Genomic DNA, 23765 nt, shown 5'->3' with positions numbered 1-23765 from the left:
CCATGAACGAATCCGAAACCCGAGCCGAGCACATCGACCCCGCCCTCAAGGCCGCGGGTTGGGGCGTGGTCGAGGGGAGCCGGATTCTGCGCGAATATCCGATCACGCTCGGGCGGCTCCAGGGCCACGGCCGGCGCGCGATGCCGCTCAAAGCGGACTATGTGCTGGCGTACAGGAACCACAAGCTCGCGACCCTGGAGGCGAAGGCCTGGGCGAAGCTGCTGACCGAGGGGGTGATGCAGACCAAGGACTACGCCGGCCGGCTGTGCGTGCGTTTCGCCTATTCAAGCAATGGACAGGGATTCTACGAGATCGATATGGAAACGGGCGCCGAGTGCGAACTCGCAGGCTTTCCGTCACCGGACGCACTGTGGGACCGGACCTTTGCGGCCCCGAACCGCTGGCGCGACCGGTTTGCGGCCGTGCCCTTCGAGGACCGGGGCGGCTACTTCCAGAGCCGCTACTATCAGGACATCGCCGCCGAGCGGGTGCTGGCGGCGATCGTCGCTGGACGGCTGCGTATCCTGCTCACGCTCGCGACCGGCACCGGCAAGACCTTCATCGCGTTCCAGATTGCCTGGACGCTCTTTCACAGCCGCTGGAACCTCGCCGACTGGACGCGTGACGGGGAACCGACCCGCCGGCCGCGCATCCTGTTCCTCGCCGACCGCAACATCCTGGCGGATCAGGCCTACAACGCCTTCTCGGCTTTCCCCGAGGATGCGCTGGTGCGGATCGACCCCGCGGATATCCGCCGCAAGGGGCGGGTGCCGACGAACGGGAGCCTGTTCTTCACCATCTTCCAGACCTTCATGAGCGGGCCGCCGAAAGACGGGCAGCCGTCGCCCTGGTTCGGCGACTACCCGCCGGATTTTTTCGACTTCATCGTGGTCGACGAGTGTCACCGCGGCGGCGCGAACGACGAGAGCCAGTGGCGCGGCATCCTGGAGCATTTCGCGCCGGCCGTGCAGCTTGGGCTCACCGCGACCCCCAGGCGGAAGGAGAACGGCGATACCTACGCCTATTTCGGCGAGCCGGTCTTCACCTATTCGCTCAAGGAGGGGATCAACGACGGGTTCCTCACCCCCTTCCGCGTGAAACAGATTGCGACCACGCTCGACGACTACGTCTATACGCCGGACGATACCGTGGTCGAGGGCGAGATCGAGGCGGGCAAGCGATACGAGGAAAAAGACTTCAACCGGATCATTGAAATCCGCGAGCGCGAGCAGAAGCGCGTCGAGATCCTGCTGTCGCAGATCGACCCGCGCGAAAAGACCCTGGTGTTCTGCTCGAACCAGGCGCACGCGCTCGCCATCCGCGACCTCATCAATCAACTGAAGACGAGCCCGGACCCGAATTACTGTCATCGGGTGACCGCGGACGACGGCGCCTTGGGCGAGCAGCACCTGCGCGATTTTCAGGATAACGAGAAGACCATCCCGACCATCCTCACCACGTCGCAGAAGCTCTCGACCGGGGTCGACGCGCGCAATGTGCGCCATATCGCGCTGCTGCGCCCGATCCGTTCGATGGTGGAATTCAAGCAGATCATCGGCCGCGGCACCCGGCTCTACGACGGCAAGGACTATTTTACGATCCTGGACTTCGTGAAGGCGCACCACCACTTCAGCGATCCGCAGTGGGACGGAGAGCCGGTCGCGCCCGAGCCCTGCACGCGGTGCGGAGCGGCCCCTTGTGTCTGCGGGAGCGCGGACCCCGAGCCCTGCGCCCGCTGCGGACGGTTGCCGTGCGTCTGCGTCAGGGAGCCGGAGACGCGCTGTCCGGTCTGTGGCACGTTGCCCTGCGGCTGCGGGAAGAAGGTGAAGACGCGCGTGACGCTCGCGGACGGCAAGGAGCGGGCGATCCAGAATACGCTGGTGACCTCCTTCTGGCACCCGGACGGGACGCCCATGTCCGCCCAGCAGTTCATGGAGGCGCTGTTCGGCCGGCTGCCGGCCTTCTTCAAGGACGAGGCGGAACTGCGCGCACTCTGGAGCCTGCCGGACACCCGCACGCGATTGCTGGCTGGATTGGCGGAACACGGCTTCGGTCAAGAACAACTCGCGCAGATGCAGCGGCTCATCGCGGCGGAGCACAGCGATCTGTTCGACGTATTGGCTTACGTCGGCTATGCAGTGGCCCCGCTTACGCGCGCCGAGCGCGCGGCACGGGCGAAGGTCATCATCAGTACGCACTTCTCCACCCGGCAGCAAGTGTTCCTCGATTTTGTGCTGTCTCACTATGTGCGGAGCGGCGTCGAGGAGCTGAACCAGGAGAAGCTGGCACCGCTGCTGCGGCTCAAGTAGCGCGGTTCCATCGCCGATGCGGTCGCGGATCTCGGGAGCGCAGCGGAGATCGGGCAGGTCTTCGCCGGGTTTCAGAAGTGGCTCTATGCGGACGAGGCGGCCTGACTGGCTGTTCCGCATCGCCTTCGGCCGCGCGTACCAGCGGCTCCAGAGGCAACCCGAGCGTGGTCAAGAGGTGGTGACCGCGCCGGTCCCCGCCGAGACGCCGCGGCTCACCCGCCACACGGGACAGGCCGCCCCCGGCCTGCGCTCGCCCTCGCCCGCACGCCGGAAAATGGTCTACAATTGACTCCCAATAGCCTGCTTAACCAGCGTCGTTACGGCGCAGGACTCATCTGAATAGGTATTGACCCATGGAAAAGCCAAAGAGCACGAAAAGCTATGTCACTCCGTTTGCGCTCAAGAGTGCGAACAACCGGATCATGTCCGCAAAGAGATCAGGGGATGGCTTTGTCATTCGCCACTCAGCTACCGGCAGGTTCGTCTCTCGCGCTGAACTTAAGGCCGCTTTTAAGACGGCCTCTCGAAAACTGAAGACCACTTCATGAATCCGTCTGCACGAGATGAAGGATACAACTATATCTACAGCGAGTTGGTAGAGGACTCAGACGACATCTTAGGAATCATCGCCGGCATTGATCATCGTTCCGGCCACCCTGCGGCCTGAATGGTGATCAAGGCCGCCGCCGTCACCCGCGCCGCTTAAACCACCCAGTCAGACTCAAGCGCTCACGGCTGGCGAGCATGACCTCATGCTCAAAGCTGGCGCTAAGGAAGGTCACCAGGGTGCCGCCGATCGGCGCAACCTCCTCATAGTGATCCGGCCGATCAGGATCGGTGTAGATGCGCAGCAGACCACCGTCCGCCGGCTGCCAGTCGGGGTTGAGGTAAAGAATGCAGGTCAGGGTGCGCAGTTCCACGCCGCGGAACTGATCCAGGTGGCGGCGATAGAAAGACCCCGGCGGATAGATGGCGAGGTGACCCTCGAAGTTGAAAAGACCAAGGCAGAGATCGCGGTTGAGGGTTTGCCGCAGGTCTTCGAGTTGGGCCAGATAGGCGCCGATGGCGCCGTCGCGGGACTCGGGATCCAGCCAGCAAACGCGATCCGAGCGGATGGTGGAGCGGATCGCCAGATCGGCGGCCCGGCCGACTCCAGCGGGTTTGAACGCCCCTTGGCGATCGAGCGTATCGGCCTGTACGCGCAACGCATCGAGTTGCGCCGCGGACAGGAAGCCGCCGGTCAGACACCAGCCGGGTCCGGCGAGTGCGTCGGCGATACGGGCGTAGGCCGCCGCGTCCGCGGCGGCCTGGGGCCTGTCAGTGACGTTCATGGGTGTTCAATTGCTGGTCTGCGCCGGAACCTGATAGAGCGTTTGGACGAGATCGGTGACACCGCTGTCGAAGCCGACCTCACAGTAGGCCAGATAGTAGTCCCACATCCGCCGGAAACGCGCATCGTAACCCAGCGCGTCGATGGCCGACTCGGCTTCGTGGAAACTCCGGCGCCAACGGCGCAGGGTCTCGGCGTAGTCGGCACCCGACCAGCGGCTTTCAAGATGCACGAGCCCGGCCGCGCCGGCCGCGGACTGGAGCCGCTCCGGGGTGGGCAACATGCCGCCCGGAAAGATGTAAAGCTGGATGAAATCGGCAGTGCGGCGATAGTTGGGGAAGTCGTCCTCGTTCATGGTGATGACCTGCAGCGCGATGCGCCCGCCCGGTCGGACCAGACGGCGCAGTGCACCGAAGTAGACCGGCCAATAGGCCTCGCCTACGGCTTCCAGCATCTCGATCGAGACCACATGGTCGAACTGACCGCGGATGTCCCGGTAATCCTGCAGCCGCAGTTCCACCTGTTCGGCCAACCCGGCGTCGGCGATGCGGGCACGGGCAAAGTCCAGTTGTTCCCGTGACAGGGTCACCCCGGTGACTTTGAGTCCGCGGCGCGCCGCGGCTTCGGCCAGCCCGCCCCAGCCGCAGCCAATCTCCAGGATGTGCTCGCCGGGCCGGGCGCCAAGGTCGTCGAGCAAACGCTCATACTTGCGCGCCTGGGCCTCCGCCAGCGGCTCGCGCTCCACATCCGCGAACAGGGCCGCGGAATAGGTCATGCTCGGGTCCAGCCACAACTGGTAGAACGCATTGCCCAGATCGTAATGCCGGGCGATGTTGCGGCGGCTGTTGCGGCGATGATTGTCACGCAGCCGGTGCGTGAGCCGGTTGAACCAGCGCGACCAGACCAACCCCTTGGGACCCGCACCCAGATGCTCGGCATTGAGTTGAAGCAGGTCCAGCAGCACCGGCAGGTCGGGGGTGCGCCACTCACCCTCCATGTACGCCTCGGCGAAACCAATCTCGCCGCGGATGACCAGCCGCCTGAGAAAGCGCCAGGGCCTGGTGATCACCAGTTCACCCGTCGGGCCGGCGAACCGGCCGCGGTACAGATCGGCACGACCGTCGGGGAAACGCAGCAGCAGACTCCCGAAGGCGAGGTGACGGCAAAAGCCGCCGAACAGGCGCCCCACCCTGGCCGGACGATCCGGCACGGCCTGGGGCGGGCAATCGAGTATTTCCTCCGCAGACATCAGGTAACCTCCTCGGGGGGCGGCGCGGGCTTGGGATAATAGGTCGCGCCGCGCAGCCAAATCTTCAGGGCATGCCAGTGAATCAGGGCGACGACCTTGAGGGTGAGCAACGGGAAGGCGAGCGCCGCCCGTAACAGATTGGAATCGGTGAAGGCCTGCAGGTTGCCCCGCTGGACCGCGACCAGCATGAGCCGGTCGTCTTCGTATTCGTGGATGACGATGCTGGATTCGTCTCCGACGCGGGCGAAGCGAAAGCGGTAATCCGCCGCCATGCCGACAAAAGGCGAGACATGGAAGCCCTTGGCGCGTCCCTGCCGCACCGGCCATTGCATGGGCTCCCCGTGCTCATGCAGCAGATAGCCATGACGCTCCCCAAAGGTGTTATGGACCTCGGCCAGGATGGCCAGCAGCTCATCCTTGGGGCCATAGCAGTACCAGGTGCTCATGGGGTTGAACCCATAGCCGAAGACCCGCGGCATACACTGGATTTCGATCCGACCGATGGGCAGTGAGAGCCCCAGGCGAGCGATGTTGCTCATGAGCCAGTCACGCAGCGACGCGCCATCCCCGGCCCCATGGTCGCGATCGTGAAAGGCGAACAGATTGAAGCCATTGCGGGAGAACCAGCGATGCTGCCGTGCCAGATCGTCGATCCGATCCAGGTCCAGCAACATGCTGAGTACCCCGTAGACGAAACGGTACTGCACCGGAAAGAAGCGCCGGTGCATCACCTGTCCGAACAGGAGCTGTCCGGCCGGGGCGGTCATGACCGCACCGGCCGCGGGACAGCCGCGGCATCGGGAACCGCCCGGACCGGCGCACCGGCACGCGCGGTCGCCCAGGGGACCGACACCCCCAGGCCGCCGGCCACGTCGACCGCCGCCCGCAGACCATCCTCATGGAAGCCGAACCCCAGCCAGGCGCCGCTGAACCAGAGCCCGGAACGGCCCTGGATCTCGTGCATCCGGCTCTGGGCGGCAATGGCCGCCGTGTCGAAGACCGGGTGGTCATACTCCATCTGCGCGATGACCAGCTCGGCTCGCGGCGGCTCCACCGGGTTCAAGCTGACGAAGCAGTCCTGATCCGGGGGCAAATCCTGGAGGCTGTTCATCCAATAGGTCACGGTCACCGGACCGGTCGGCGCGACGCCGGGGCCGCGCAGGTAGTTCCAGGATGACCAGACGCGGCGGCGCCGCGGCATCAGCGCCGGGTCCTGATGCAGATAGACGCGATTGCGCTGATAGCGGAAGCACCCGAGCAGCTCGCTCTCCAATGGGGACGGGTCTTCTATCATCGCCAGGGCCTCGTCGCCGTGACAGCCCAGCACCAGATTGTCGAAGACCATGCGCTCGCCCTGAACCGTCTGCACCTCCACCCCGCCCGGGGTACGGCGGACCCGCTGCACCCCCGCGGCCGTGCGTACGGTGCCGCGCAGTTGGCCCAGCAGACGCCGGACATAGGCCTGACTGCCGCCGGTCACGGTCCGCCACTCGGGTCGGTTGCTCAGATCCAGCAGGCCGTGATTATCGAAAAAGCGGGCGAAGGACAGGAACGGGAAGGCACGCATCTGCTGCGTCGGACAGGACCAGATGGCCGCCGCCATCGGCAACAGATAGTGCGCGGCGAAGCGCTCCGAGTAACCCCCGCGCTCCAGGAACTCACCGAGCGACAGGCCGTCGCGCTCGCGACGCTCCAGAAACGCCTTGGCCTCGCGGTTGAAGCGCAGGATCTCGCCCAACATCCACAGGAATTTGGGATTCAGCAGGTTACTGCGCTGACCAAAGAGCCCGTTGATGTCCGACCCGGCGTACTCCACCCGTCCCCCGTCCAGACTGGCCGCGAACGACATGGTGGTCGGGTAGGACGTCACGCCCAGGTGATCGAAGAGCCCGCACAGCAGCGGATAATTGCGATCGTTGAAGACCATGAAACCAGTGTCGACCGGGAAGGCCCCCCGCGGGTGATCGACCATCAGGGTATTGGTATGGCCGCCCACGTAGGCGTGACGCTCCAGTAAGGTGACCTCATAGCGCTGATCCAGCAGCCAGGCAGCCGCCAGCCCGCCGATTCCGCCCCCGACAACCCCGATCGTTCGTATCGACACCGAGACACTCCCCCAGTCCAGTCGTTCAGGACTTGACGCAATCCCACAAGCGCACCATGCACTTGTCCAGGTTCCGACCAATATTGAAACCGTGGGCCGCGAGTACAAGGGGGCCGGCGGGTCCGAGCAACCGCACCGGATGTTGCGTGGGTCGATCGCAGCCCCATGTTCATCGGCCGTGTCACCACAATTGCGACCCAACCTGGCAGGATTCACTATGAAAATCGCGCGCCTGATCGACACCGCCGGTCAGATCCACTACGGCTCACCCAGCGCGGCAGGACAGGCCCGACGCCTGGCCGGCAGTCTCTACGAGGGACTCACCGAGACCAGCGAGACGCTGACCGTCGCGCGCTGGCTGGCACCCGTGCTGCCCGTCAACATTTACGGCATCGGCCTGAACTACCGTGCCCACGCCATCGAAACCGGGGCGGCGCTGCCGGAATCACCGGTGCTCTTCATGAAGCCGACAACGACGATTGCTAATCCGGGGGACTCGATTCCCCTGCCGCTCGCCTGCGAACATGGCCCGGAGGTGGACTATGAGGCGGAACTCGCCGTGCTGATCGGCCGCACCGCGCGCGACGTGCCGGTCGCGCACGCGCTCGACTACATTCTGGGCTACACCTGTGCCAACGATGTCTCCGCCCGCCGCTGGCAAAAGCAAGGGGGCGCGGGCCAGTGGATTCGCGGCAAGAGCTTCGACGGATTCTCTCCGCTGGGTCCCTGGCTGGTCACCGCGGACGAGATTGCGGACCCCCAGGCGCTGGATGTGACCTGCACCCTCAATGGTGAACGCGTCCAGACCGGCAACACCAGCGACATGATCTTCAGCGTGGCCGAAATCATCGCCTTCCTGAGCCGGGACACCACGCTGCTCCCCGGCACCCTGATCCTGACCGGCACGCCGCCCGGCGTGGGGATGGCGCGCAATCCGCCGCGCTACCTGAGCGATGGGGATCAGGTCGTGGTCGAGATCGCCGGGATCGGCGCCTTGGCGAATCCGGTCCGCCAGACGATGCCGTAGCCACTCGACCGCCGGTCACCGGGGTGACTCGACTGCGGGCCGACGCTGCAGCGGGCGCCGCCGCGTCCGGCCGACGCCGCGATCTCCGGTCGGTTGCGGGGGTCCGGCGTTATCCGGACTTCGCCTCGGGCGGTTGCCGTCAACTTCAGAACGGCGGTTCGCCGGGCGGCCGCGGCGTCCAGACATTCGTGAAGGGGTACGGCGCGGCGCGCCCCAGCGGCAGATAACCGAAGATGATCTCGCCCTTGGTGCCGTCGTTCAGTGTCAGTTGGCCGATGCCGTTGCGGCCGGTCTGATCCAGGATGAGGTCCGCCCAGCCGGCACGTCCGTCGTCACAATAGACGTCATAGAGCGCATCCCGTGACCCGGCGAAGGCATCGAACGACCCGCGGCAGGCGTTCTTACCGCTGGAAACCTCAAACCGCCCCGAGAAGGGCTGCGAGGCGTAGGTTCCCATGTAAAATGTGCCGTCCATCGACACCGCGAAGGGCCCCGAGGTGGATTGCCCGGAGGGGAGGTCGTCAGCGTGCGGTTCCTCGAAATAGTCCAGGACACTGCTCATACAGGACGGGTAACTCTCCAGGTCAACCTTGGCGCAGAGCAGTTCACCATAGTCTTCGGCCGAGACATAGGTGGCAATGCCTCCGAGGTGACCAGGCAAGGTGGTACCGCAGCCGCCAAGTAGCGGGGCCAGAACCAAGATTGTGGTCGTCAGGATGAGTCTATGCATGGGTTTTGGCCTCAGCACAAGGTCCCCGGTCCGTTTCGCCGACGCGTCTCGAACTCGGCGGGGCGTGACCGCCGGTGCGCGCACCTTCTCAGTGTACCCGCACCGGGGTCTGGATGGTATGCCGTCGCGTTGCCGCTTCTCACCTGACACGCGTGCGCAGAGATGCGTTTACGCACCGATAGGGCTAAAGTTAAGGATGACAGTTGAGTCGTGAAGCACGGACGGAGGTTACACTAGCCGGCAGCCCGGACCAGTGGTCCCCGTCACCCGCCATTTTTTCATTATCGGGGTCACCCTGATGAGGCCATCGTCAGCCAATGCCGCGTTTGGAACCAGGCCGTATTTCATGGCGGCGGTCTCCATCTCCCTGCTCCTCGCCGCCGCGGGATGCACCCGTTCACTCTTCTCCGAGGACCTGTCCCGGCGAGTCGCCGAGAACGCCTGCATCAACCGCTGCCAGAACGTCAAGGACCAGTGCGACGCCGACGCCCGCTACGACTATCAACAGTGCCAGGCCGGCTATCAGGCAGCCCAGCGCACCTTGCGCTGGTGTAACGCCTCCGATCAGGAAAACTGCGGCTACCCCTGGTGGTCATGCAGCGAGAACCTCTACGGCTTCTGCACCAACCGCTACTGGGAATGCCACACCGCCTGCCGACGACCGCGGAGCTAACCCGCTGCGCGTCATTCCGGCAGGATGCCGGAATCCCGCGCCATGGATGGTCCCTCGCGGCGGGCACGGACCCGCAAAATGAGACGCAACACCCCGCCCGTTCGCCGTTGAACGCCTGATCGCGTTGCCATGGACGGTCACGTGGCGCCCCCTGCCCCACCAGTCACGCCTCCGCCGCTGGCCCGCCCTGCCCCATAAGGGTTGTTTATGGTTTAGCCAGGAACCATAATGCTGCAATGCACAAAAAGGCACTGGGGCGACAATCGACGCCGCCCCTGGCCCAGAACTGCCCTCGCGGCAGGGGAACTGAATGTATGAACCACATCTGGTCGAACATGAAACCAATCACATAAACCCGGCGCCTCAGGCGCTGAATCTGCGGATTCGTCCCTCCGGAGCCGCCGACCGGGAACGGCTCAAAGCGTGCTTCGGCGCGCTCTCGCCCGAATCGCGGCGCCTGCGCTTCTTTGCCAGCAAACCCAACCTCAACGACGCGGAACTTGACCTCTTTTCCAACGCCGACGGCTGGGATCACATCGCCGTTGCGGCGGTCCGACTGGACGACCAGGGCCGGGAGACCGAGACCCTGGGTTTCGCCCGGTGTATCCGTCTCGCCCCTGGGGGTGACTGCGCGGAGTTCTCGATTACCGTGGCGGACGCCGCTCACGGTCAGGGCATCGGCACTGCCATGTCCCGCCAACTGCTGGAACTGGCCCGGGCGGCCGGCGTCCGGCACCTGCGGTTCGAGGTGTTGGCCGAGAATACGCCGATGCGCAAACTCGCCTTGGCGATCGGCGGTAAGCCGGATTGGACGGGAGATGGTATCGTCGAATACGACTGCGAACTGCTGCCGTCGGTCAACCCGCACCGCAGTCTGCCCTGGTTCGCCAGCCCGCATCGACTGCTCAGCGCCTACGTGGATCTGTGGCTTGCCTCGCTCGATCGCGGCCTGCACGCGGCGCGGACCGCCCAGCAGGGGTTTGCCCACTGGCTGGACCAGGTCGGGGGCCTCGATCAAGATTCGCCGGATGCGTAGTCAGGCCATCCTGGCCTGACACCATCAGGGCTGGAAGCCCTGACGACGCACGCCGCTGACCGGGATTATGATCACGGCCCCAGGTCGCACCGCAGGCGCGCCGCTGCCTGAAGCGGAACAGCCTCGTCACGCGTAAGCCCCATGACGAAATTGTCACCCCAGCCAACTGGCAGCGGGCCTCACCGGCCCATACATTGCCAAATTATCGCAGTCGATTACCGGAGACCTCATGCACCGACGCGCGCTCGCACTCAGCCTGCTCATCGTTCCGCTCCTGACGGCCGCGCCGGCGTTCGCCGACGCCCCCAAGGTCTTCGAGCGGCGGCTCGACAACGGGCTCAAAATCCTGGTCAAGCCGGACCACCGCGCCCCGATCCTGACCACTCAGGTCTGGTACAAGGTGGGGGCGAGTTATGAGTACGGCGGCATCACCGGCGTCTCGCATATTCTCGAACACATGATGTTCAAGGGCACCCAGACCCGCGGCCCCGGCGAGTTTTCGCGCATCATCGCGGAGAACGGCGGTGAGGAGAATGCCTTTACCGGGTCGGACTACACCGCTTACTACCAGAATCTGGCGAGCGACCGGCTGGAGGTCTCGTTCGCGCTGGAGGCCGACCGGATGCGCAATCTGGCGCTGGACCCGGCGCAGTTCGCCAAGGAGCTGGAAGTCGTCAAGGAAGAGCGTCGCATGCGCACCGATGACGACCCCCAGTCGCTCACCTATGAGCACTTCGACGCGACGGCCTTTCTCGCGTCACCCTACGGCAACCCGGTGATCGGCTGGCCCGGCGACCTGGAGCAACTCACGGCAGAGGATTTGCGCACCTGGTATCGCCTCTGGTACGCACCGAATAACGCGACCCTGGTGGTTGCCGGCGACGTGGACCCGGATCAGGTGTTCGCCCTGGCGGAACAGTATTTCGGGCCGCTCAAAGCGGAAACGGTCGCCCCGCCCAAGACCCGCGCCGAGCCGGAACAGGTGGGCGAGCGGCGTATCCGGGTCAAGGCGCCGGCCCAGGAGCCCTACCTGCTGATGGGCTATAAGACACCGGCCATCGCGGATGCCGCGGAGGCGTGGGAGCCCTTTGCCCTGGAGGTCCTGGCTTCGGTCCTGGACGGCGGCAGCAGCGCGCGCCTGACCCGCGAACTGGTGCGCGGCAGCCGGATCGCCGCCTCCACCGGCGCCTCTTACAGCGCGACCTCACGGCTGCCGGGGCTCTTCCTGTTCGACGGCGTACCCGCCAAAGGACACGACATTCCGGCCCTGGAGCAGGCCCTGCGCGCCCAGATCGAGCGACTTGCGCAGGAGCCGGTCGATCCGGCCGAGTTGGAGCGGATTCGCACCCAGTTGATCGCCGGCAAGATCTTCGCCAAGGATTCAGTCTTCGCCCAAGCCATGGAACTCGGACAATTGGAGAGTGTGGGACTGCCCTGGACCCTGGCCGATCAGTACGTCGACCGGCTGTCCGCGGTGACCCCGGAACAGGTCCAGGCGGTCGCCCGCAAGTACCTCACCCCGGACCGGCTCACGGTCGCGGTCCTCGACCCCCAGCCGCTCGCCGCCAACCAACCGCAACGCGCCCCGACAGGGCTCGGAGGACACGACAATGTACGTTAAGGCGATTTCCGAAGAAGGTCGTACTACCCCAGCCCGACCGCCGGCAACGCTGCCCAGGGCCGGCCTCGCCGCCGCCCTGCTGCTGTTGATCGGCGTGGTTCAGGCCGGCCCTCGGATTGAAACCTGGCAGACCGGCAACGGCGCCAGGGTGCTGTTCGTGGCTGCCCCGGAATTGCCGATGGTGGATGTGCGGGTCGTCTTCGACGCCGGCAGCGCCCGCGACGGAACGCGGCCGGGGCTCGCCGCCTTCACCGCCGGCATGTTGACGGAAGGCGCCCGCGACTGGGATGCGGATACCATCGCCCTGCGCATGGAGAACGTCGGCGCCAGCCTGAGCGCGTCCGCCGACCGGGATCTGGCCGCGGTCGCCATCCGCAGCCTGACCCAGGAGCCGGCGCTGGGGACCGCGGTCGAGACCCTGGCCGGCGTGCTGACGGCCCCGACCTTTCCGCCGACCGACCTGGAACGGGAGCGCGAGAACGCCCTGATCGGCCTGCGCCAGGCGCAGGAGCAACCCGCCAAGGTTGGCCAGAAGGCCCTGTTCCAACAGGTGTTCGGCACCCACCCCTATGCCTCGGACCCGGCCGGCACCGAGGACGCGATCCGCGCCCTCACCCGCGCCGACCTGCAAGCATTCCACCAGCGCTATTTCACCGGATCCAATGCCGTGGTCGCCATCGTCGGCGCACTGGACCAACCCGCCGCGCAGGCTCTGGCCGAGCGGGTGGTCGGCGGTCTGCCGGCCGGTGAGCGGCCCCCGGCCCTGCCGCCGGTCGCCGACCTCGCCGCCGCCGCGGTCGAGCGGATCACCTTCCCGTCGAGCCAGACCCATGTCCTGGCCGGTCAGCCCGGCATGGCCCGCGGCGATCCGGACTACTTCGCGCTCTATCTGGGCAATCACATCCTGGGCGGCAGCGGCCTGGTCTCGCTGCTGATGAATGAGGTCCGGGAGAAGCGCGGGCTGTCCTACAGCACCTACAGCTATTTCGTGCCCATGGCCAAACCGGGCCCCTTCCTGATGGGCCTGCAGACCAAGAACGCCCAGGCGGACCAGGCGCGGACGGTCATGATCGACACGCTCAAGCGCTTCGCTACCGAGGGTCCGACCGAAGAGCAAGTCAGTGCCGCCAAGAAGAATGTTACCGGCGGCTTCCCGCTGCGCATCGCGGAGAACTCGGACATCATCCAATACCTGGCGGTGATCGGGTTCTACGGGCTGCCGCTCGACTATCTGGACCGCTTCACCGATCGCATCCAGGCCGTCACGGCCGAGCAAATCCGCGACGCCTTCGCCCGCCGTGTCCACCCGGACCGACTCGCCATCGTCACCGTCGGCGGCGACGCCGACACCGCTCAAGTCCCCGCGCCCGGTGACCCGGGCTAAGGCGCCGGGCCGATCCCCGGCCGGATCCGGCGGCGGCTCCGGGCGATTGCGCATCATCGGCGGCCGCTACCGGGGCCGCCGCCTGCCCATCCCCGATCAGCCGGGATTGCGCCCGACCGCCGACCGGGTGCGCGAGACCCTGTTCAACTGGCTGGCACCCGTGCTGCCGGGCGCGCGCTGCCTGGATCTCTTCGCCGGCAGCGGCGCCATCGGGTTCGAAGCCGCCTCGCGCGGCGCCGGTGAAGTGGTGTTGATCGAGCGTAACGCCGCGGTCGCCCGGCAATTGCGCACCAACCTGCTGACGCTCGCGGCGCCGCGGGTCAGCGTCATCCAGGCGGACGCGCTGGCGTGGCTGGCCGCCGACGCCACACCCTTCGATCTGGTGTTCATCGATCCGCCCTTCGCCGACGACCTGCTGGCCCCGGCCTGCGCGCGACTGGCCGACGGCGGCTGGCTGGCGCCCGGCGCGCGGGTCTATCTGGAAACCGCGGCGCGCGCCGGCTTCCCGCCGCTGCCCGCGGGTTGGGAGCTGATTCGGGACAGCACCGCCGGCCAGGTCCGCTTCGGGATCGCGCTGATCCAACCGGCCGCGGGGATCGCGTCCGACTGAAACCGCCGGCGGCCGACGCACGGCTGATGACGATCGATGCCCCCGGCGCCGCGCCTGTGCTATCGTGCCGCACCTTTCGCGGTAGCGGCCCCCGGCCGCGTCGGCTCACTCATACCGGAGTCTCGATCCTTGCGTAGCGTGGTCTATCCCGGGACCTTTGATCCCATCACGAACGGTCATACCGACCTGATCCAACGCGCGGCCCGGCTGTTCGACCGGGTGGTGGTCGCGGTCGCGGCGGATACCCACAAGGCCCCCACGTTCTCGATCGAGGAGCGGGTCATCATGGTGCGGGAGGTGGTCGGCCAGGTGCCGGGCGTGGAGGTGGTCTCCTTCAGCGGCCTGCTCGTCACCTTCACCCGCCATCTGGATGTCGGGGTCATCATGCGCGGCCTGCGCGCCGTGTCGGACTTCGAGTTCGAGTTCCAGTTGGCCGGCATGAACCGCCGCATGGCCCCGGATATCGAGACCTTGTTCCTGACGCCGGCCGAGCAGTACGCCTATATTTCATCCTCCCTGGTACGCGAGATCGCGCGGCTGAAGGGGGATGTATCCACCTTTGTCGCCCCGAACGTTCAGGCTGCATTACGCGCGCGGTTTGGCTAACATCTGCGCCGCAGGAACCCGATGGACGCCGGGACAGGCACCGCGCGCAAACCATGGCCGACGGTTTGTCGCGGACCGGAAGGCCGCTCGGGTATGCTGCGCGGGCGCGAACGCCAAGCCAACACAACCGATAAGCGCATCCTGTGTTTTTTCACCAAGAGGAGTCATCCCATGTCACTACTGATCACCGACGAATGCATCAACTGCGACGTATGCGAGCCCGAGTGCCCCAACGGCGCCATCTCCCAGGGCGACGAGACCTATGTGATCGACCCGGACCTCTGCACCGAGTGCGTCGGCCACTATGAGACCTCCCAGTGCGTCGAGGTCTGCCCGGTCGACTGCATCATCAAGGACCCGAACCACGAGGAAACCGAGGCCGAATTGCAGGCCAAGTACGACCGCATGAAAGCGGCCTGAGGATCGGCACCGCCCTGACGGTGCCCGTCATGCCGCCCTCCCCGCTGGGGTGCCGCCTGGCGCCCCTCGGTATTTTTCTGGCCATCTGTCTCATCGGCCAATCACCGGCCGCTGAGCAGACAGGGCCGCCGCGCGCCGCGGTTGCCTCAGCCCACCCGGCGGCGACCCGCGCCGGGATCGACATCCTTGCCGCCGGCGGCAACGCCTTCGATGCCGCGGTTGCCGTCGGCGCCGCCCTGGCCGTCGTCGAGCCCTACAGCTCCGGTCTGGGCGGGGGCGGCTTCTGGCTGCTCCACCGGGCGGCGGACGCACGCACGCTCATGATCGACGCACGTGAGCGCGCCCCGCTGGCCGCTCACCGGGCGATGTACCTCGACGACCAAGGCCAGTTCGTACCCGAACGGGCACTCGACGGTCCACTCGCGGCCGGCATCCCCGGTCTGCCGGCCGCCCTCACCCACCTGAGCACCCGATACGGACGCCTGCCCCTGGGCACGACCCTGGCCCCGGCCATCGCGCTGGCGCGGGATGGCTTCGCGGTGGATCGGGTCTATCGGGACTATGCCGCCTTCCGGCGCGACACGCTGCGCGCGTCCCCCGCCGCCGCCGCGCAGTTCCTGGTCGACGGCGAACCACCACCACCCGGTCATCTGCTTCGTCAGCCGGATCTGGCCGCCACCCTGGATGCACTGGCTCGGGAGGGACAGGCCGGCTTCTACGCCGGACCCATCGCCGAGCGACTGGTGACGGCGGTCCGGGCCGGCGGCGGCATCTGGACCGCGGACGACCTGCGGGACTATCAGGCCATCGAGCGCGCCCCCATCAGCGGCACCTACCGCGGCTGGCACCTGGTCAGCGCGGCCCCGCCATCGTCCGGCGGCGTGCTCCTGATCGCCATGCTGAACATGCTCGACACCCTGGATGCCGCCGCCCTGACCGGGACCGAGCGGACCCACGCCCTGGTGGAGGTGATGCGCCGCGCCTACCGCGACCGCGCCCGCTCTCTCGGCGATCCCGACCAAACGGCCGTGCCCGTGGAACAGCTCACCCACCCCCTTTATGCGGCCGGGCTGATCCGCGATTTCGACCCGCGCCGGGCCACCCCGAGCCGCCTGGCCGATCTGGACTGCGCGCCCTGGACCGAGCGGCGCCCGGCGGACCAGATCCCGCCGCCGGAAAGTCACCACACCACCCATTTTTCCATTCTCGATCGGGACGGCAACCGGGTAGCCGCCACTCTGAGCATCAACTACCCCTTCGGCTCGGGGTTCGTCGCCCCCGGCACCGGCGTCCTGCTGAATGACGAAATGGACGACTTCTCCGCCCAACCCGGCGTCCCCAACGTCTACGGCCTGGTGGGCGGAGAGGCCAATGCCATCGCCCCCGGTCGCCGCATGCTCTCCAGCATGTCGCCCACCTTTCTGGAGTCCGAGCAAGGCATCGCCATCCTCGGCACCCCCGGCGGCAGCCGCATCATCACCATGGTCTTGCAGAGCGTGCTGGCCGTGACCGAGGGTGCGCCGGTGACCGACTGGGTCACCCGGCCGCGCATCCACCATCAATTCCTGCCGGACCGCATTCAGTTCGAGCCGGACGCGCTCAGCGCCGCGGACCAGGCCGCGCTCGCGGCCAAGGGCCATCGGCTGGAGCCGCTGCAACGGCCGTTCGGCAACATGCAGGCCATCTTCTGGGACCGCGCGCACGGGCGGGTGCAAGCCGCGAGCGACCCGCGCGGCATCGGCAGCGCCTGGGTCGAGTAACGCCGCCACCGGCCTGAACGTCGCGTAGCGCCCCCGTGCGCGTTGTAATCCCCTGGGCTCGGTATCAGAGACCCGGCACGTCGGTCGCGCACGCCGCATCAGGGTCGCACGATGACAACAAACGTTTACTCGTCAGGCGTCACCTTTAGCCTTGCGATTGGGACAGGCGTGCAGCTACGGGCATCCTCGTCGGTGCTCTCTCGGTGATAGTGGTCACGTCTATCCGGTCGGCTCTCGCCCATGACCGAGTCGGACATGGCCTTGATTCTCTGCATCCTGGCCGTGCTTCTGGCCGCAGGTGTCGGAGGGGGCACGGCGGGGATTGCGACGACGCTCATACGGACTCAAGCGTACGAACGACACGCTCGGCCACGAACAGGGCGACGCCCTGATCCTCGCCGTTGCGGCGGCACTGCGGGGATCGTGTCGTGCATCAGATGAAGCGTATCGCATCGGCGGTGACGATATCAGAGCGTTTACGGTCGATTGGGCGGGGCCGCCCCTACAGACTAAAGGACTACCCGCCTGGGCCTCGACCCGGGATCCGCTCACGCCCGGTTGTAGTATGCTGCCGTCGGTCGCTTCCACCATGAAGGGCATGTCGGCGTGCTGATTTGTCTCGATCGCCGCCTGCCGCGGCGCCTTGCCGCCGCCCGATCCATTCTTCTGCGCACCGACTGTTGCCGCTCCACAGGAGTCCCGCCCATGCCCATCCGTCACCGCGCCGCCCTGCTGCTCTGGCTGCTCTGGCTGCCGCTCCCCGCCTTTACCGGCGACCTGGACCCCCTGATCGACCAGCTCAAGGGGTTGGTCGGCAGCAAGGGTCGCCTGGAGGTCAGTTCTACGCCGGGTGGGGTCAAGGTGTTGGTCAACGGCGAGTGGAAGGGCAACACACCCACGGAGCCGACCCGCACGCTGTTGCTGACACTGCCCGTGGGGCCGTACCGGCTCGAGGCGGTCATCGAAGCGACGGGGCAGCGCGGCGTACAGGAGGTCTATGTGGCCGCCGATTCGATTCAGCCGGTGCAGCTACTGCTGTCCGCTCCCGTCCCCGCAACCGTCAACATCCCTGCCGGCAGCTTCCTGATGGGCAGTCCGGACGACGAACCGGTGCGCGACGGTAACGAAGGTCCGCAACACCGGGTGGAGGTGCCGGGCTTCGCCCTTGGCAAGTATGAGGTCACCTTCGCCCAGTGGGACGCCTGTGTCGCCGACGGCGGCTGTCGGCGTGAGCCTTCGGATTACCGCTGGGGCCGTGATGACCGCCCGGTGATCGACGTCGACTGGCACGACGCGCAGGAATATGTGAACTGGTTGAGCCGCACGACCGGAGAGACCTGGCGTCTGCCGAGCGAGGCGGAATGGGAATACGCCGCCCGCGCCGGCACTACCAGGCCGTTCAGCACCGGTGCCTGCATCGACACCACCCAGGCCAACTACGACGGCAGGAACGAGCACAAGGAATGCGGTACCACCGGCTTTATTTCCGATTCCAACGGCGTGCATCTCGAACAGACCCAACCAGTCGGTAGCTATCCGGCCAACCCCTGGGGGCTGCACGACATGCAGGGCAACGTCTGGGAATGGACCCAAGACTGCTGGAACGACACCTACAGCAGCGCGCCGGGTGACGGGCGGGCCTGGACCAGTGGCGATTGCCGGAGGCGCGCGCTGCGTGGCGGTTCCTGGGACAGCGACCGGTGGAGCCTGGCTGCCGCCCGTCGCGTCGGGAAGGCTACCAACATCCGGCGCAACGATCTCGGTTTCCGTGTGGTCAGGACGCATCCTCCCTGACGCGATCCTCCCTGACGACCGCCAGACAGCGGATTCGCGATCCCTCCATCCGGCCCACCTCATACGACACCGACATCTGAACCACCAGCGCCTGACCCTGACCGCTATCGACACCTGATCGCCCGCGAGCGCTGGAAGGACGGGCGCTCACGTTGGACAGCTATATCCGAAATCCAAGATGTATAGGCTTTGATCGACACTGGATCTGCAAACCTGATGCGTTTGACAATATGCGTCTCTCCGCATATTATCTGCGGCATACAGCAGTCTCGGACACGGCGCTCACCCCCTGAGATCGGCCCCCTATGCTCGACCCGCAAGCCTTCTTCGAGTCGCTCGCCGATCCCATCCGGCGCCGCATCCTGGCCATGCTCCTGGAGTCCGACGAGCGCTGCGTGTGCGACATTCATGGCGCACTCGACGTCCCGCAGCCGAAGGTCTCGCGCCACCTGGCGGTGTTGCGCGGCGCGGACCTGGTGCTCGCCCGACGCGACGGGGTCTGGATGCACTACCGCATCCATCCGCAACTCCCGGCCTGGGCGCTGCGCATCCTGATCCACATGAAGGACGGCATGGGACCCGACCCGTTGGCGCCGCCGCCCAGCCGCTGCGATCCCCGTGCCCGCTCCCGCACGACCACCGACTGCACCCCTTCAGCCACCCCCGAGGACATGCCCATGACCGCAGCATTCAAGACCGTCCTGGTCCTCTGCACCGGCAACTCCTGCCGCTCGCAGATGGCCGAGGTCCTGCTCAATCACGATCTGGCCGGACAGGTCCGTGCACTGTCCGCCGGCACCCGCCCCCAACCCAAGGTGGCGGACGGGGCAATCGCGGCCCTGCAAGCGGCCGGACTGCCGACCGATGGGCTCTATCCCAAGGACATCGATTCGGTGCTCGACGCATCCATCGACCTGGTGGTGACGGTCTGCGACAACGCCAAGGAGAGCTGCCCGATCTTTCCGCGCCCGGTGACGCGGATTCATCTGCCCTTCCATGACCCCCACGGCGAGCCGCTGGAGTCCTTTATTGAGGTGCGCGACGCCATCCGCGCCCGGCTGGTGCCCGCGGTGGCCGCGGCGCTTGGCCTCGCCCCGGCGGATGCGGGGTAAGCCATGTCGGTGCAATGCGAGGTGACGGCCAAGCAGGCGGCGGGCGCGCCCATGAGCGTCTTCGAGCGCTGGCTGACGCTGTGGGTGGCGCTCTGTATCCTGACCGGAATCGGTCTGGGCCAATGGTTCCCCGCCCCCTTCCAGCTCCTGGGCCGCCTGGAGGTCGCGCAGGTCAATCTGCCGGTCGGGGTGCTGATCTGGGTGATGATCATCCCGATGCTGATGAAGATCGACTTCGGCGCACTGGGACAGGTCAAATCCCATTGGAAGGGCATCGGCGTGACCCTCTTCATCAATTGGGCGGTGAAGCCCTTCTCGATGGCACTGCTGGCCTGGATCTTCATCCGCGGCCTGTTCGCCCCCTGGCTGCCGGCCGAGCAGCTCGACAGCTATGTGGCCGGGCTTATCCTCTTGGCCGCAGCACCCTGTACCGCCATGGTCTTCGTGTGGAGTCGGCTGACCGGCGGCGACCCCTATTTCACACTCACCCAGGTGGCGCTCAATGACGCCATCATGATCGTCGCCTTTGCGCCGATCGTCGCGCTGCTGCTCGGGCTCTCGGCCATCGTGGTGCCCTGGGACACGCTGCTGACCTCGGTGGTGCTCTATATCCTGATCCCGGTCGCCATCGCCCAGGTCTGGCGCTATCTCCTGCTCAAGCAGGGCGAGGCGCGCTTCAATGCCACCCTGGCGACCCTGGGCCACGCCTCCATCGTCGCCTTGCTCCTGACCCTGGTGCTGCTGTTCGCCTTCCAGGGCGAGCAAATCCTCGCGCAGCCGCTGATCATCGCCATGTTGGCGGTGCCGATCCTGATCCAGGTCTTTTTCAACTCCTCCCTGGCCTATTGGCTGAACCGCGCCGTTGGCGAAAAGCATAGCGTCGCGTGCCCGTCGGCCCTGATCGGCGCCTCCAACTTCTTCGAGTTGGCGGTGGCGGCGGCCATCTCGCTCTTCGGTTTCCAGTCCGGTGCGGCGCTGGCGACCGTCGTCGGGGTGCTGATCGAGGTCCCGGTGATGCTGCTGGTGGTCCGGGTGGTCAATCGCAGCAAGGGCTGGTACGAGGCCGGTCTTGCTCCCCGAGGGTGAATGCATGGAGATCCCGATGACCAACTGTCTGCAACCTGTCCGCGTGCGACTGCGCGTCCTCTTCCTGATCGCGGCGGCGCTCCTGCTGCCCGGCGCCCCGCAGGCCTCCCCCGCCTTTCTGGTCGACGCCCAGTGGCTCTCCGAGCAGATCGATGACACGAACCTGATCGTGCTCGAGGTCCGCTATCACCCCCATCGCTACTTCACCGTCGGCCATATTCCCACGGCGATTCAGGTACAGCGATTCAAAGATTTGGGTGATAACGACGGACGTCCCATCATGCGCTTTCCGTCCCGTGCGGCATTCCAGCGGACCTTACGGGGCTGGGGCGTCAACGACGATTCCACGCTGGTGCTCTACGACGACTCCCGCACCGCCCTGGCCGCGCGCCTGTATTACCTGTTGGACCTGTACGGCTTCGACATGAGCCGGGTCAAGATCCTCAATGGCGGCACCACCGAGTGGAGCGCCTTCAATGAGCTTGAGAAGGAACCGGCCAAGCCGCGGCCGGCCGGCACCGTGACCCTGAAGGACGCGAACCCGGACCGCTTCGTCGAATGGACCGCGGTCTATGACGACGTGGTGTCCCGCCGCGACCCCAATGTCGTCCTGCTCGATGCGCGTCCGGCCGATATGTACACCGGCAAGGTCATCCGGCACTCCATCATGGGCGGTCACATCCCGGGAGCATTGAATGTGTCGAGTCTCGACGGCACGGACGGTCAGAGCGAGCAATGGAAAGACGACGCCAGCCTGACCGCGCTCTACCGCTCCGTTCCCAAGGATAAGCGCCTCTATGTCTATTGCCACGACGGGTTCCGGATGGGCCTGGCGTACTTGCAGCTCAAGCACCTCGGCTACCGCGACGTGCGCCTCTATAACGGCGGTTGGTCGCACTGGGGCAACGAGCTGACCTTGCCGACGGTCGAGGGGGCCGAGCCCTACGACGAGGCCTATGCGTTGTGATCGGTGTTGTGCCCGAACGCCTCATCGTCCCGGCGAAGGCCGAATCCTGCGCCGGACGTCCGCGCCCAGCCGTCGCGCTGGGCTTACACGATAAAGTTTATCGTGCAGCAATCGACCCGCGGGCACTCACCAGGGTATCGAGCACCGACACCAGATTAAAGCTCCACCAGGATCGCCGCGGAGTCCAGCTAGCGGCCCAGGATCACGGTCAGCGGGTCGAAGAGGCTCGAACCTTTGGTGACGATTCCGTAAGCGATCGGCCGCTGCTTGCGCGCCTCCGGATCGCCCGGATCGACGGCGTAGAACCGGGCCAGGATGTTGGTATCAAAGGCGATCATCGGTCGCGTCGCGCATCGCGGTGGCGACATCGAAGTCGGCGAGGTGCCGTTCGTTCGGCTGATCGCAGGTCAGCATTCCGTACCCGTCTGCGGCCCGGGTTCGCTTGATTGCCCGCAACGGACTGACGCGGATGCTGCCACCTTCCAACTCGACATCGAGCCGGGTGCCCGGTGCGATCCCGAGCCGACGCCGAATCGCGGCAGGAATGACCAGTTGCCCCTTATCCGAAACGGTAACGGTCGACATCGTCGGGGACTCGCATCTTACGCAGTAAGAGGCATTGTCCGCGCAAACCGCCCCAATGGGCAAGATGTGTCACGCTCGATGCTATGGCGTTCCTTATCCGACGGGACTCCGACCCAGAGGTTGAATGCGCCTTGGCAGGAGCAGTCCAGCGGCAGCGGCGGTTAGGGATTTTCGTCGCACAGGGCACCGCGATCGGGCTTGCGGATGAGGGTCCCGCTCGACCGCGGCAGGCGCGCAAGCCCTTCTCCAGGGCGATCCACCGGCCGTGCTGCAAGCGTTCGGTGAACCAGGCGCCTGTCCACCACCACCAGAGCTCGGCGCGGGTTGCGCCCGCAACCAGGGAAACACCGCGAATCGGCAGATCCTACGAATCCGGTATGCGCTTATTCTCCTTCCCTCGTGGTCGCGCCCAGGCAAATCGAATCGGGTCTTCGCGAAGCAGAAAAGTTCGCATTTCCGACTGCTGGGCAGCATCCGCGCGGAAGAAAATGTTACGCAACTCGTGATCGATGACATCGAGGCTGGCGCCGCGCGCATGGGCTTTCTCGTACCATTCCTGGCCCAGACTGTAGTTGCCTGTTTCCATGTGAATCGCGCCAAGCAGCGTGCAGGGACGATAGTCCATTGGGCGGATGGCGTGCGCACGCTCGCCGAGCCGTAAGCCTTCCTCCCAACGTCTCAGGTCGCGCATGACACCGCCATGCGTGGTGCAGAGGGCGGCTTGGAGTTTCGGCGATCTTTCCCGATCGGCATCGATGGTATCGAGCAGCCACTTCGCCTCGCTCGCTTGGCCGCACTTTCGGTAGTGGCCGCTGGCGTTGACAGCCATCCATGGGTCGCCGGTTCTCTGGAATTTGCTGGCGAGGAATTCAGCCTCCAAGTGATGGTAGGCGTCCCACAGCTCACGAGAGAAATACTCTTTCGCGACGGTCGAGAGCCAGACGAAATCCTCTCCGCTCAGGCGCTGCCCGGCGTCGACAGATTTCAGCAGCGACATCAGACCAGCGAAGCAGTGCTGCTCGATAAAGGTATCGATGCCGTATCGGGCACGGAGTTCTTGGTCTTTGATCTTGGCGATGTATTTCGGGTCGCTCTCCCGCGCCCGGCGAGCGGACTCCGCCTGCTCACGCGCCAATTTCAGTTTGGCCTGCATCGCCGCTTCGCGAGCTTGTTGCTGCGCTTCGCGAGCCCGCTGTTGCGCTTCGCGCGCTTGTTTGGCGGCCGACGCGGCTGCGATACGCAGGGAGCGCTCAGCCAGCGCCAGCTCGCGAAAGGCGTCAAACGTTAGCCCACCCTTGGCGAATTGTTGTAAGGCACGCAAACCGTGCTGCTCCAGGTAAGCCGCTGACAAGGATGTCATCC

Annotated in this window: 23 protein-coding genes and 1 pseudogene; 16 read left to right on the top strand and 8 right to left on the bottom strand. The window is 66.0% G+C overall.

Annotated elements, in window-relative coordinates:
• The first annotated feature begins 2 nt into the window (after window positions 1-2).
• A pseudogene (gene hsdR, locus A39O_RS35855) lies at window positions 3-2414 on the top strand (EcoAI/FtnUII family type I restriction enzme subunit R).
• Entirely contained in the window at window positions 2395-2598 is a 204-nt protein-coding gene (locus A39O_RS0130360) for a hypothetical protein (protein WP_020508409.1), read from the top strand. Before hsdR ends, A39O_RS0130360 begins: the two are co-directional and overlap by 20 nt.
• Window positions 2599-2998: 400 nt before the next feature.
• Here the strand turns inward: A39O_RS0130360 and A39O_RS0130355 are convergent, their stop codons facing one another.
• From A39O_RS0130355 to A39O_RS0130340, 4 genes are read right to left on the bottom strand one after another with little or no spacing between them, the layout of a single operon-like run.
• Complete coding sequence (locus A39O_RS0130355) at window positions 2999-3640, bottom strand: 2OG-Fe(II) oxygenase (RefSeq protein ID WP_020508408.1); 642 nt, start codon at window positions 3638-3640, stop codon at window positions 2999-3001.
• Between the two features lie 6 nt (window positions 3641-3646).
• Window positions 3647-4888, bottom strand: a complete 1242-nt coding sequence (locus tag A39O_RS0130350) for an SAM-dependent methyltransferase (RefSeq protein WP_020508407.1) — start codon at window positions 4886-4888, stop codon at window positions 3647-3649.
• Window positions 4888-5655, bottom strand: a complete 768-nt coding sequence (locus A39O_RS0130345; protein WP_020508406.1) for a DUF1365 domain-containing protein — start codon at window positions 5653-5655, stop codon at window positions 4888-4890. Before A39O_RS0130345 ends, A39O_RS0130350 begins: the two co-directional genes overlap by 1 nt.
• Window positions 5652-6992: an NAD(P)/FAD-dependent oxidoreductase gene (locus tag A39O_RS0130340; protein ID WP_020508405.1), complete on the bottom strand. Its 1341-nt coding sequence runs from the start codon at window positions 6990-6992 to the stop codon at window positions 5652-5654. The genes A39O_RS0130345 and A39O_RS0130340 overlap by 4 nt, the downstream gene beginning before the upstream one ends.
• Before the next feature lie 217 nt (window positions 6993-7209).
• Between A39O_RS0130340 and A39O_RS0130335 the strand changes: the two genes are divergently transcribed.
• Complete coding sequence (locus tag A39O_RS0130335) at window positions 7210-8019, top strand: fumarylacetoacetate hydrolase family protein (protein ID WP_020508404.1); 810 nt, start codon at window positions 7210-7212, stop codon at window positions 8017-8019.
• Between the two features lie 145 nt (window positions 8020-8164).
• Here A39O_RS0130335 and A39O_RS0130330 read toward each other — a convergent pair whose 3' ends face one another.
• A complete protein-coding gene (locus tag A39O_RS0130330; RefSeq protein ID WP_020508403.1) occupies window positions 8165-8749 on the bottom strand; it encodes a hypothetical protein in 585 nt (194 codons plus the stop codon).
• Window positions 8750-9047: 298 nt separating this feature from the next.
• Between A39O_RS0130330 and A39O_RS0130320 the strand changes: the two genes are divergently transcribed.
• The 13 genes from A39O_RS0130320 (at window position 9048) to A39O_RS0130265 (ending at window position 21818) form a co-directional block, all read left to right on the top strand.
• On the top strand, window positions 9048-9422 hold the full coding sequence (locus A39O_RS0130320; protein WP_157640530.1) for a hypothetical protein: 375 nt from the start codon (window positions 9048-9050) through the stop codon (window positions 9420-9422).
• Window positions 9423-9732: 310 nt separating this feature from the next.
• Window positions 9733-10458 (top strand): GNAT family N-acetyltransferase, encoded by a 726-nt coding sequence (locus tag A39O_RS37300; protein WP_020508401.1) that lies wholly within the window; start codon window positions 9733-9735, stop codon window positions 10456-10458.
• Window positions 10459-10687: 229 nt separating this feature from the next.
• Window positions 10688-12079 (top strand): M16 family metallopeptidase, encoded by a 1392-nt coding sequence (locus A39O_RS0130310; protein WP_020508400.1) that lies wholly within the window; start codon window positions 10688-10690, stop codon window positions 12077-12079.
• Window positions 12069-13463 carry a M16 family metallopeptidase gene (locus A39O_RS0130305; protein ID WP_020508399.1) on the top strand — a complete coding sequence of 465 codons (1395 nt, stop codon included), beginning with the start codon at window positions 12069-12071 and terminating at the stop codon, window positions 13461-13463. Before A39O_RS0130310 ends, A39O_RS0130305 begins: the two co-directional genes overlap by 11 nt.
• Entirely contained in the window at window positions 13450-14073 is a 624-nt protein-coding gene (gene rsmD / locus A39O_RS0130300) for a 16S rRNA (guanine(966)-N(2))-methyltransferase RsmD (protein WP_157640529.1), read from the top strand. Before A39O_RS0130305 ends, rsmD begins: the two co-directional genes overlap by 14 nt.
• Before the next feature lie 129 nt (window positions 14074-14202).
• Window positions 14203-14679: a pantetheine-phosphate adenylyltransferase gene (coaD, locus tag A39O_RS0130295; protein WP_026199860.1), complete on the top strand. Its 477-nt coding sequence runs from the start codon at window positions 14203-14205 to the stop codon at window positions 14677-14679.
• A 171-nt stretch (window positions 14680-14850) separates the two neighbouring features.
• Window positions 14851-15099, top strand: coding sequence for a YfhL family 4Fe-4S dicluster ferredoxin (locus A39O_RS0130290; protein ID WP_026199859.1), 249 nt, complete (start codon window positions 14851-14853; stop codon window positions 15097-15099).
• Window positions 15100-15128: 29 nt separating this feature from the next.
• Window positions 15129-16859, top strand: coding sequence for a gamma-glutamyltransferase (gene ggt / locus A39O_RS0130285; RefSeq protein WP_020508395.1), 1731 nt, complete (start codon window positions 15129-15131; stop codon window positions 16857-16859).
• Between the two features lie 298 nt (window positions 16860-17157).
• Window positions 17158-17472, top strand: a complete 315-nt coding sequence (locus A39O_RS43765) for a diguanylate cyclase domain-containing protein (RefSeq protein ID WP_083924991.1) — start codon at window positions 17158-17160, stop codon at window positions 17470-17472.
• A 92-nt stretch (window positions 17473-17564) separates the two neighbouring features.
• Window positions 17565-18653 carry an SUMF1/EgtB/PvdO family nonheme iron enzyme gene (locus A39O_RS0130280; RefSeq protein WP_020508394.1) on the top strand — a complete coding sequence of 363 codons (1089 nt, stop codon included), beginning with the start codon at window positions 17565-17567 and terminating at the stop codon, window positions 18651-18653.
• Between the two features lie 305 nt (window positions 18654-18958).
• Window positions 18959-19765 carry a metalloregulator ArsR/SmtB family transcription factor gene (locus tag A39O_RS43050; protein WP_020508393.1) on the top strand — a complete coding sequence of 269 codons (807 nt, stop codon included), beginning with the start codon at window positions 18959-18961 and terminating at the stop codon, window positions 19763-19765.
• 3 nt (window positions 19766-19768) lie between these two features.
• Window positions 19769-20851, top strand: coding sequence for an ACR3 family arsenite efflux transporter (gene arsB, locus A39O_RS0130270; RefSeq protein ID WP_020508392.1), 1083 nt, complete (start codon window positions 19769-19771; stop codon window positions 20849-20851).
• Between the two features lie 16 nt (window positions 20852-20867).
• Entirely contained in the window at window positions 20868-21818 is a 951-nt protein-coding gene (locus A39O_RS0130265) for a sulfurtransferase (protein ID WP_040529177.1), read from the top strand.
• A 188-nt stretch (window positions 21819-22006) separates the two neighbouring features.
• Here the strand turns inward: A39O_RS0130265 and A39O_RS39725 are convergent, their stop codons facing one another.
• The 3 genes from A39O_RS39725 to A39O_RS35845 form a co-directional block, all read right to left on the bottom strand.
• Entirely contained in the window at window positions 22007-22156 is a 150-nt protein-coding gene (locus tag A39O_RS39725) for a PIN domain-containing protein (protein ID WP_020508390.1), read from the bottom strand.
• The gene (locus tag A39O_RS0130255; RefSeq protein ID WP_020508389.1) at window positions 22143-22403 is read right to left on the bottom strand and encodes an AbrB/MazE/SpoVT family DNA-binding domain-containing protein; all 261 of its coding nucleotides are present in this window, start codon (window positions 22401-22403) and stop codon (window positions 22143-22145) included. Before A39O_RS0130255 ends, A39O_RS39725 begins: the two co-directional genes overlap by 14 nt.
• A gap of 364 nt (window positions 22404-22767) precedes the next feature.
• The gene (locus tag A39O_RS35845; protein ID WP_211211762.1) at window positions 22768-23754 is read right to left on the bottom strand and encodes a hypothetical protein; all 987 of its coding nucleotides are present in this window, start codon (window positions 23752-23754) and stop codon (window positions 22768-22770) included.
• Window positions 23755-23765: the final 11 nt, after the last annotated feature.

The sequence above is a fragment of the Lamprocystis purpurea DSM 4197 genome, from assembly GCF_000379525.1.
Classification (GTDB): Bacteria; Pseudomonadota; Gammaproteobacteria; order Chromatiales; family Chromatiaceae; genus Thiodictyon; species Thiodictyon purpureum.
Note: the sequence above shows the minus strand (reverse complement) of the source record. Positions and strands in the feature narration are given on the sequence as shown.

Coding starts and splice junctions, on each gene's coding strand:
- A39O_RS0130280 (WP_020508394.1), top strand. CDS start 17,565: ATGCCCATCCGTCACCGCGCCGCCCTGCTGCTCTGGCTGCTCTGGCTG.
- A39O_RS0130350 (WP_020508407.1), bottom strand. CDS start 4,888: ATGTCTGCGGAGGAAATACTCGATTGCCCGCCCCAGGCCGTGCCGGAT.
- A39O_RS0130290 (WP_026199859.1), top strand. CDS start 14,851: ATGTCACTACTGATCACCGACGAATGCATCAACTGCGACGTATGCGAG.
- A39O_RS0130355 (WP_020508408.1), bottom strand. CDS start 3,640: ATGAACGTCACTGACAGGCCCCAGGCCGCCGCGGACGCGGCGGCCTAC.
- A39O_RS0130330 (WP_020508403.1), bottom strand. CDS start 8,749: ATGCATAGACTCATCCTGACGACCACAATCTTGGTTCTGGCCCCGCTA.
- A39O_RS39725 (WP_020508390.1), bottom strand. CDS start 22,156: ATGATCGCCTTTGATACCAACATCCTGGCCCGGTTCTACGCCGTCGAT.
- A39O_RS0130310 (WP_020508400.1), top strand. CDS start 10,688: ATGCACCGACGCGCGCTCGCACTCAGCCTGCTCATCGTTCCGCTCCTG.
- A39O_RS0130305 (WP_020508399.1), top strand. CDS start 12,069: ATGTACGTTAAGGCGATTTCCGAAGAAGGTCGTACTACCCCAGCCCGA.
- A39O_RS0130360 (WP_020508409.1), top strand. CDS start 2,395: ATGCGGACGAGGCGGCCTGACTGGCTGTTCCGCATCGCCTTCGGCCGC.
- arsB (WP_020508392.1), top strand. CDS start 19,769: ATGTCGGTGCAATGCGAGGTGACGGCCAAGCAGGCGGCGGGCGCGCCC.
- A39O_RS43050 (WP_020508393.1), top strand. CDS start 18,959: ATGCTCGACCCGCAAGCCTTCTTCGAGTCGCTCGCCGATCCCATCCGG.
- A39O_RS37300 (WP_020508401.1), top strand. CDS start 9,733: ATGTATGAACCACATCTGGTCGAACATGAAACCAATCACATAAACCCG.
- A39O_RS0130320 (WP_157640530.1), top strand. CDS start 9,048: ATGAGGCCATCGTCAGCCAATGCCGCGTTTGGAACCAGGCCGTATTTC.
- A39O_RS0130265 (WP_040529177.1), top strand. CDS start 20,868: ATGACCAACTGTCTGCAACCTGTCCGCGTGCGACTGCGCGTCCTCTTC.
- A39O_RS0130335 (WP_020508404.1), top strand. CDS start 7,210: ATGAAAATCGCGCGCCTGATCGACACCGCCGGTCAGATCCACTACGGC.
- ggt (WP_020508395.1), top strand. CDS start 15,129: ATGCCGCCCTCCCCGCTGGGGTGCCGCCTGGCGCCCCTCGGTATTTTT.
- A39O_RS0130345 (WP_020508406.1), bottom strand. CDS start 5,655: ATGACCGCCCCGGCCGGACAGCTCCTGTTCGGACAGGTGATGCACCGG.
- A39O_RS0130255 (WP_020508389.1), bottom strand. CDS start 22,403: ATGTCGACCGTTACCGTTTCGGATAAGGGGCAACTGGTCATTCCTGCC.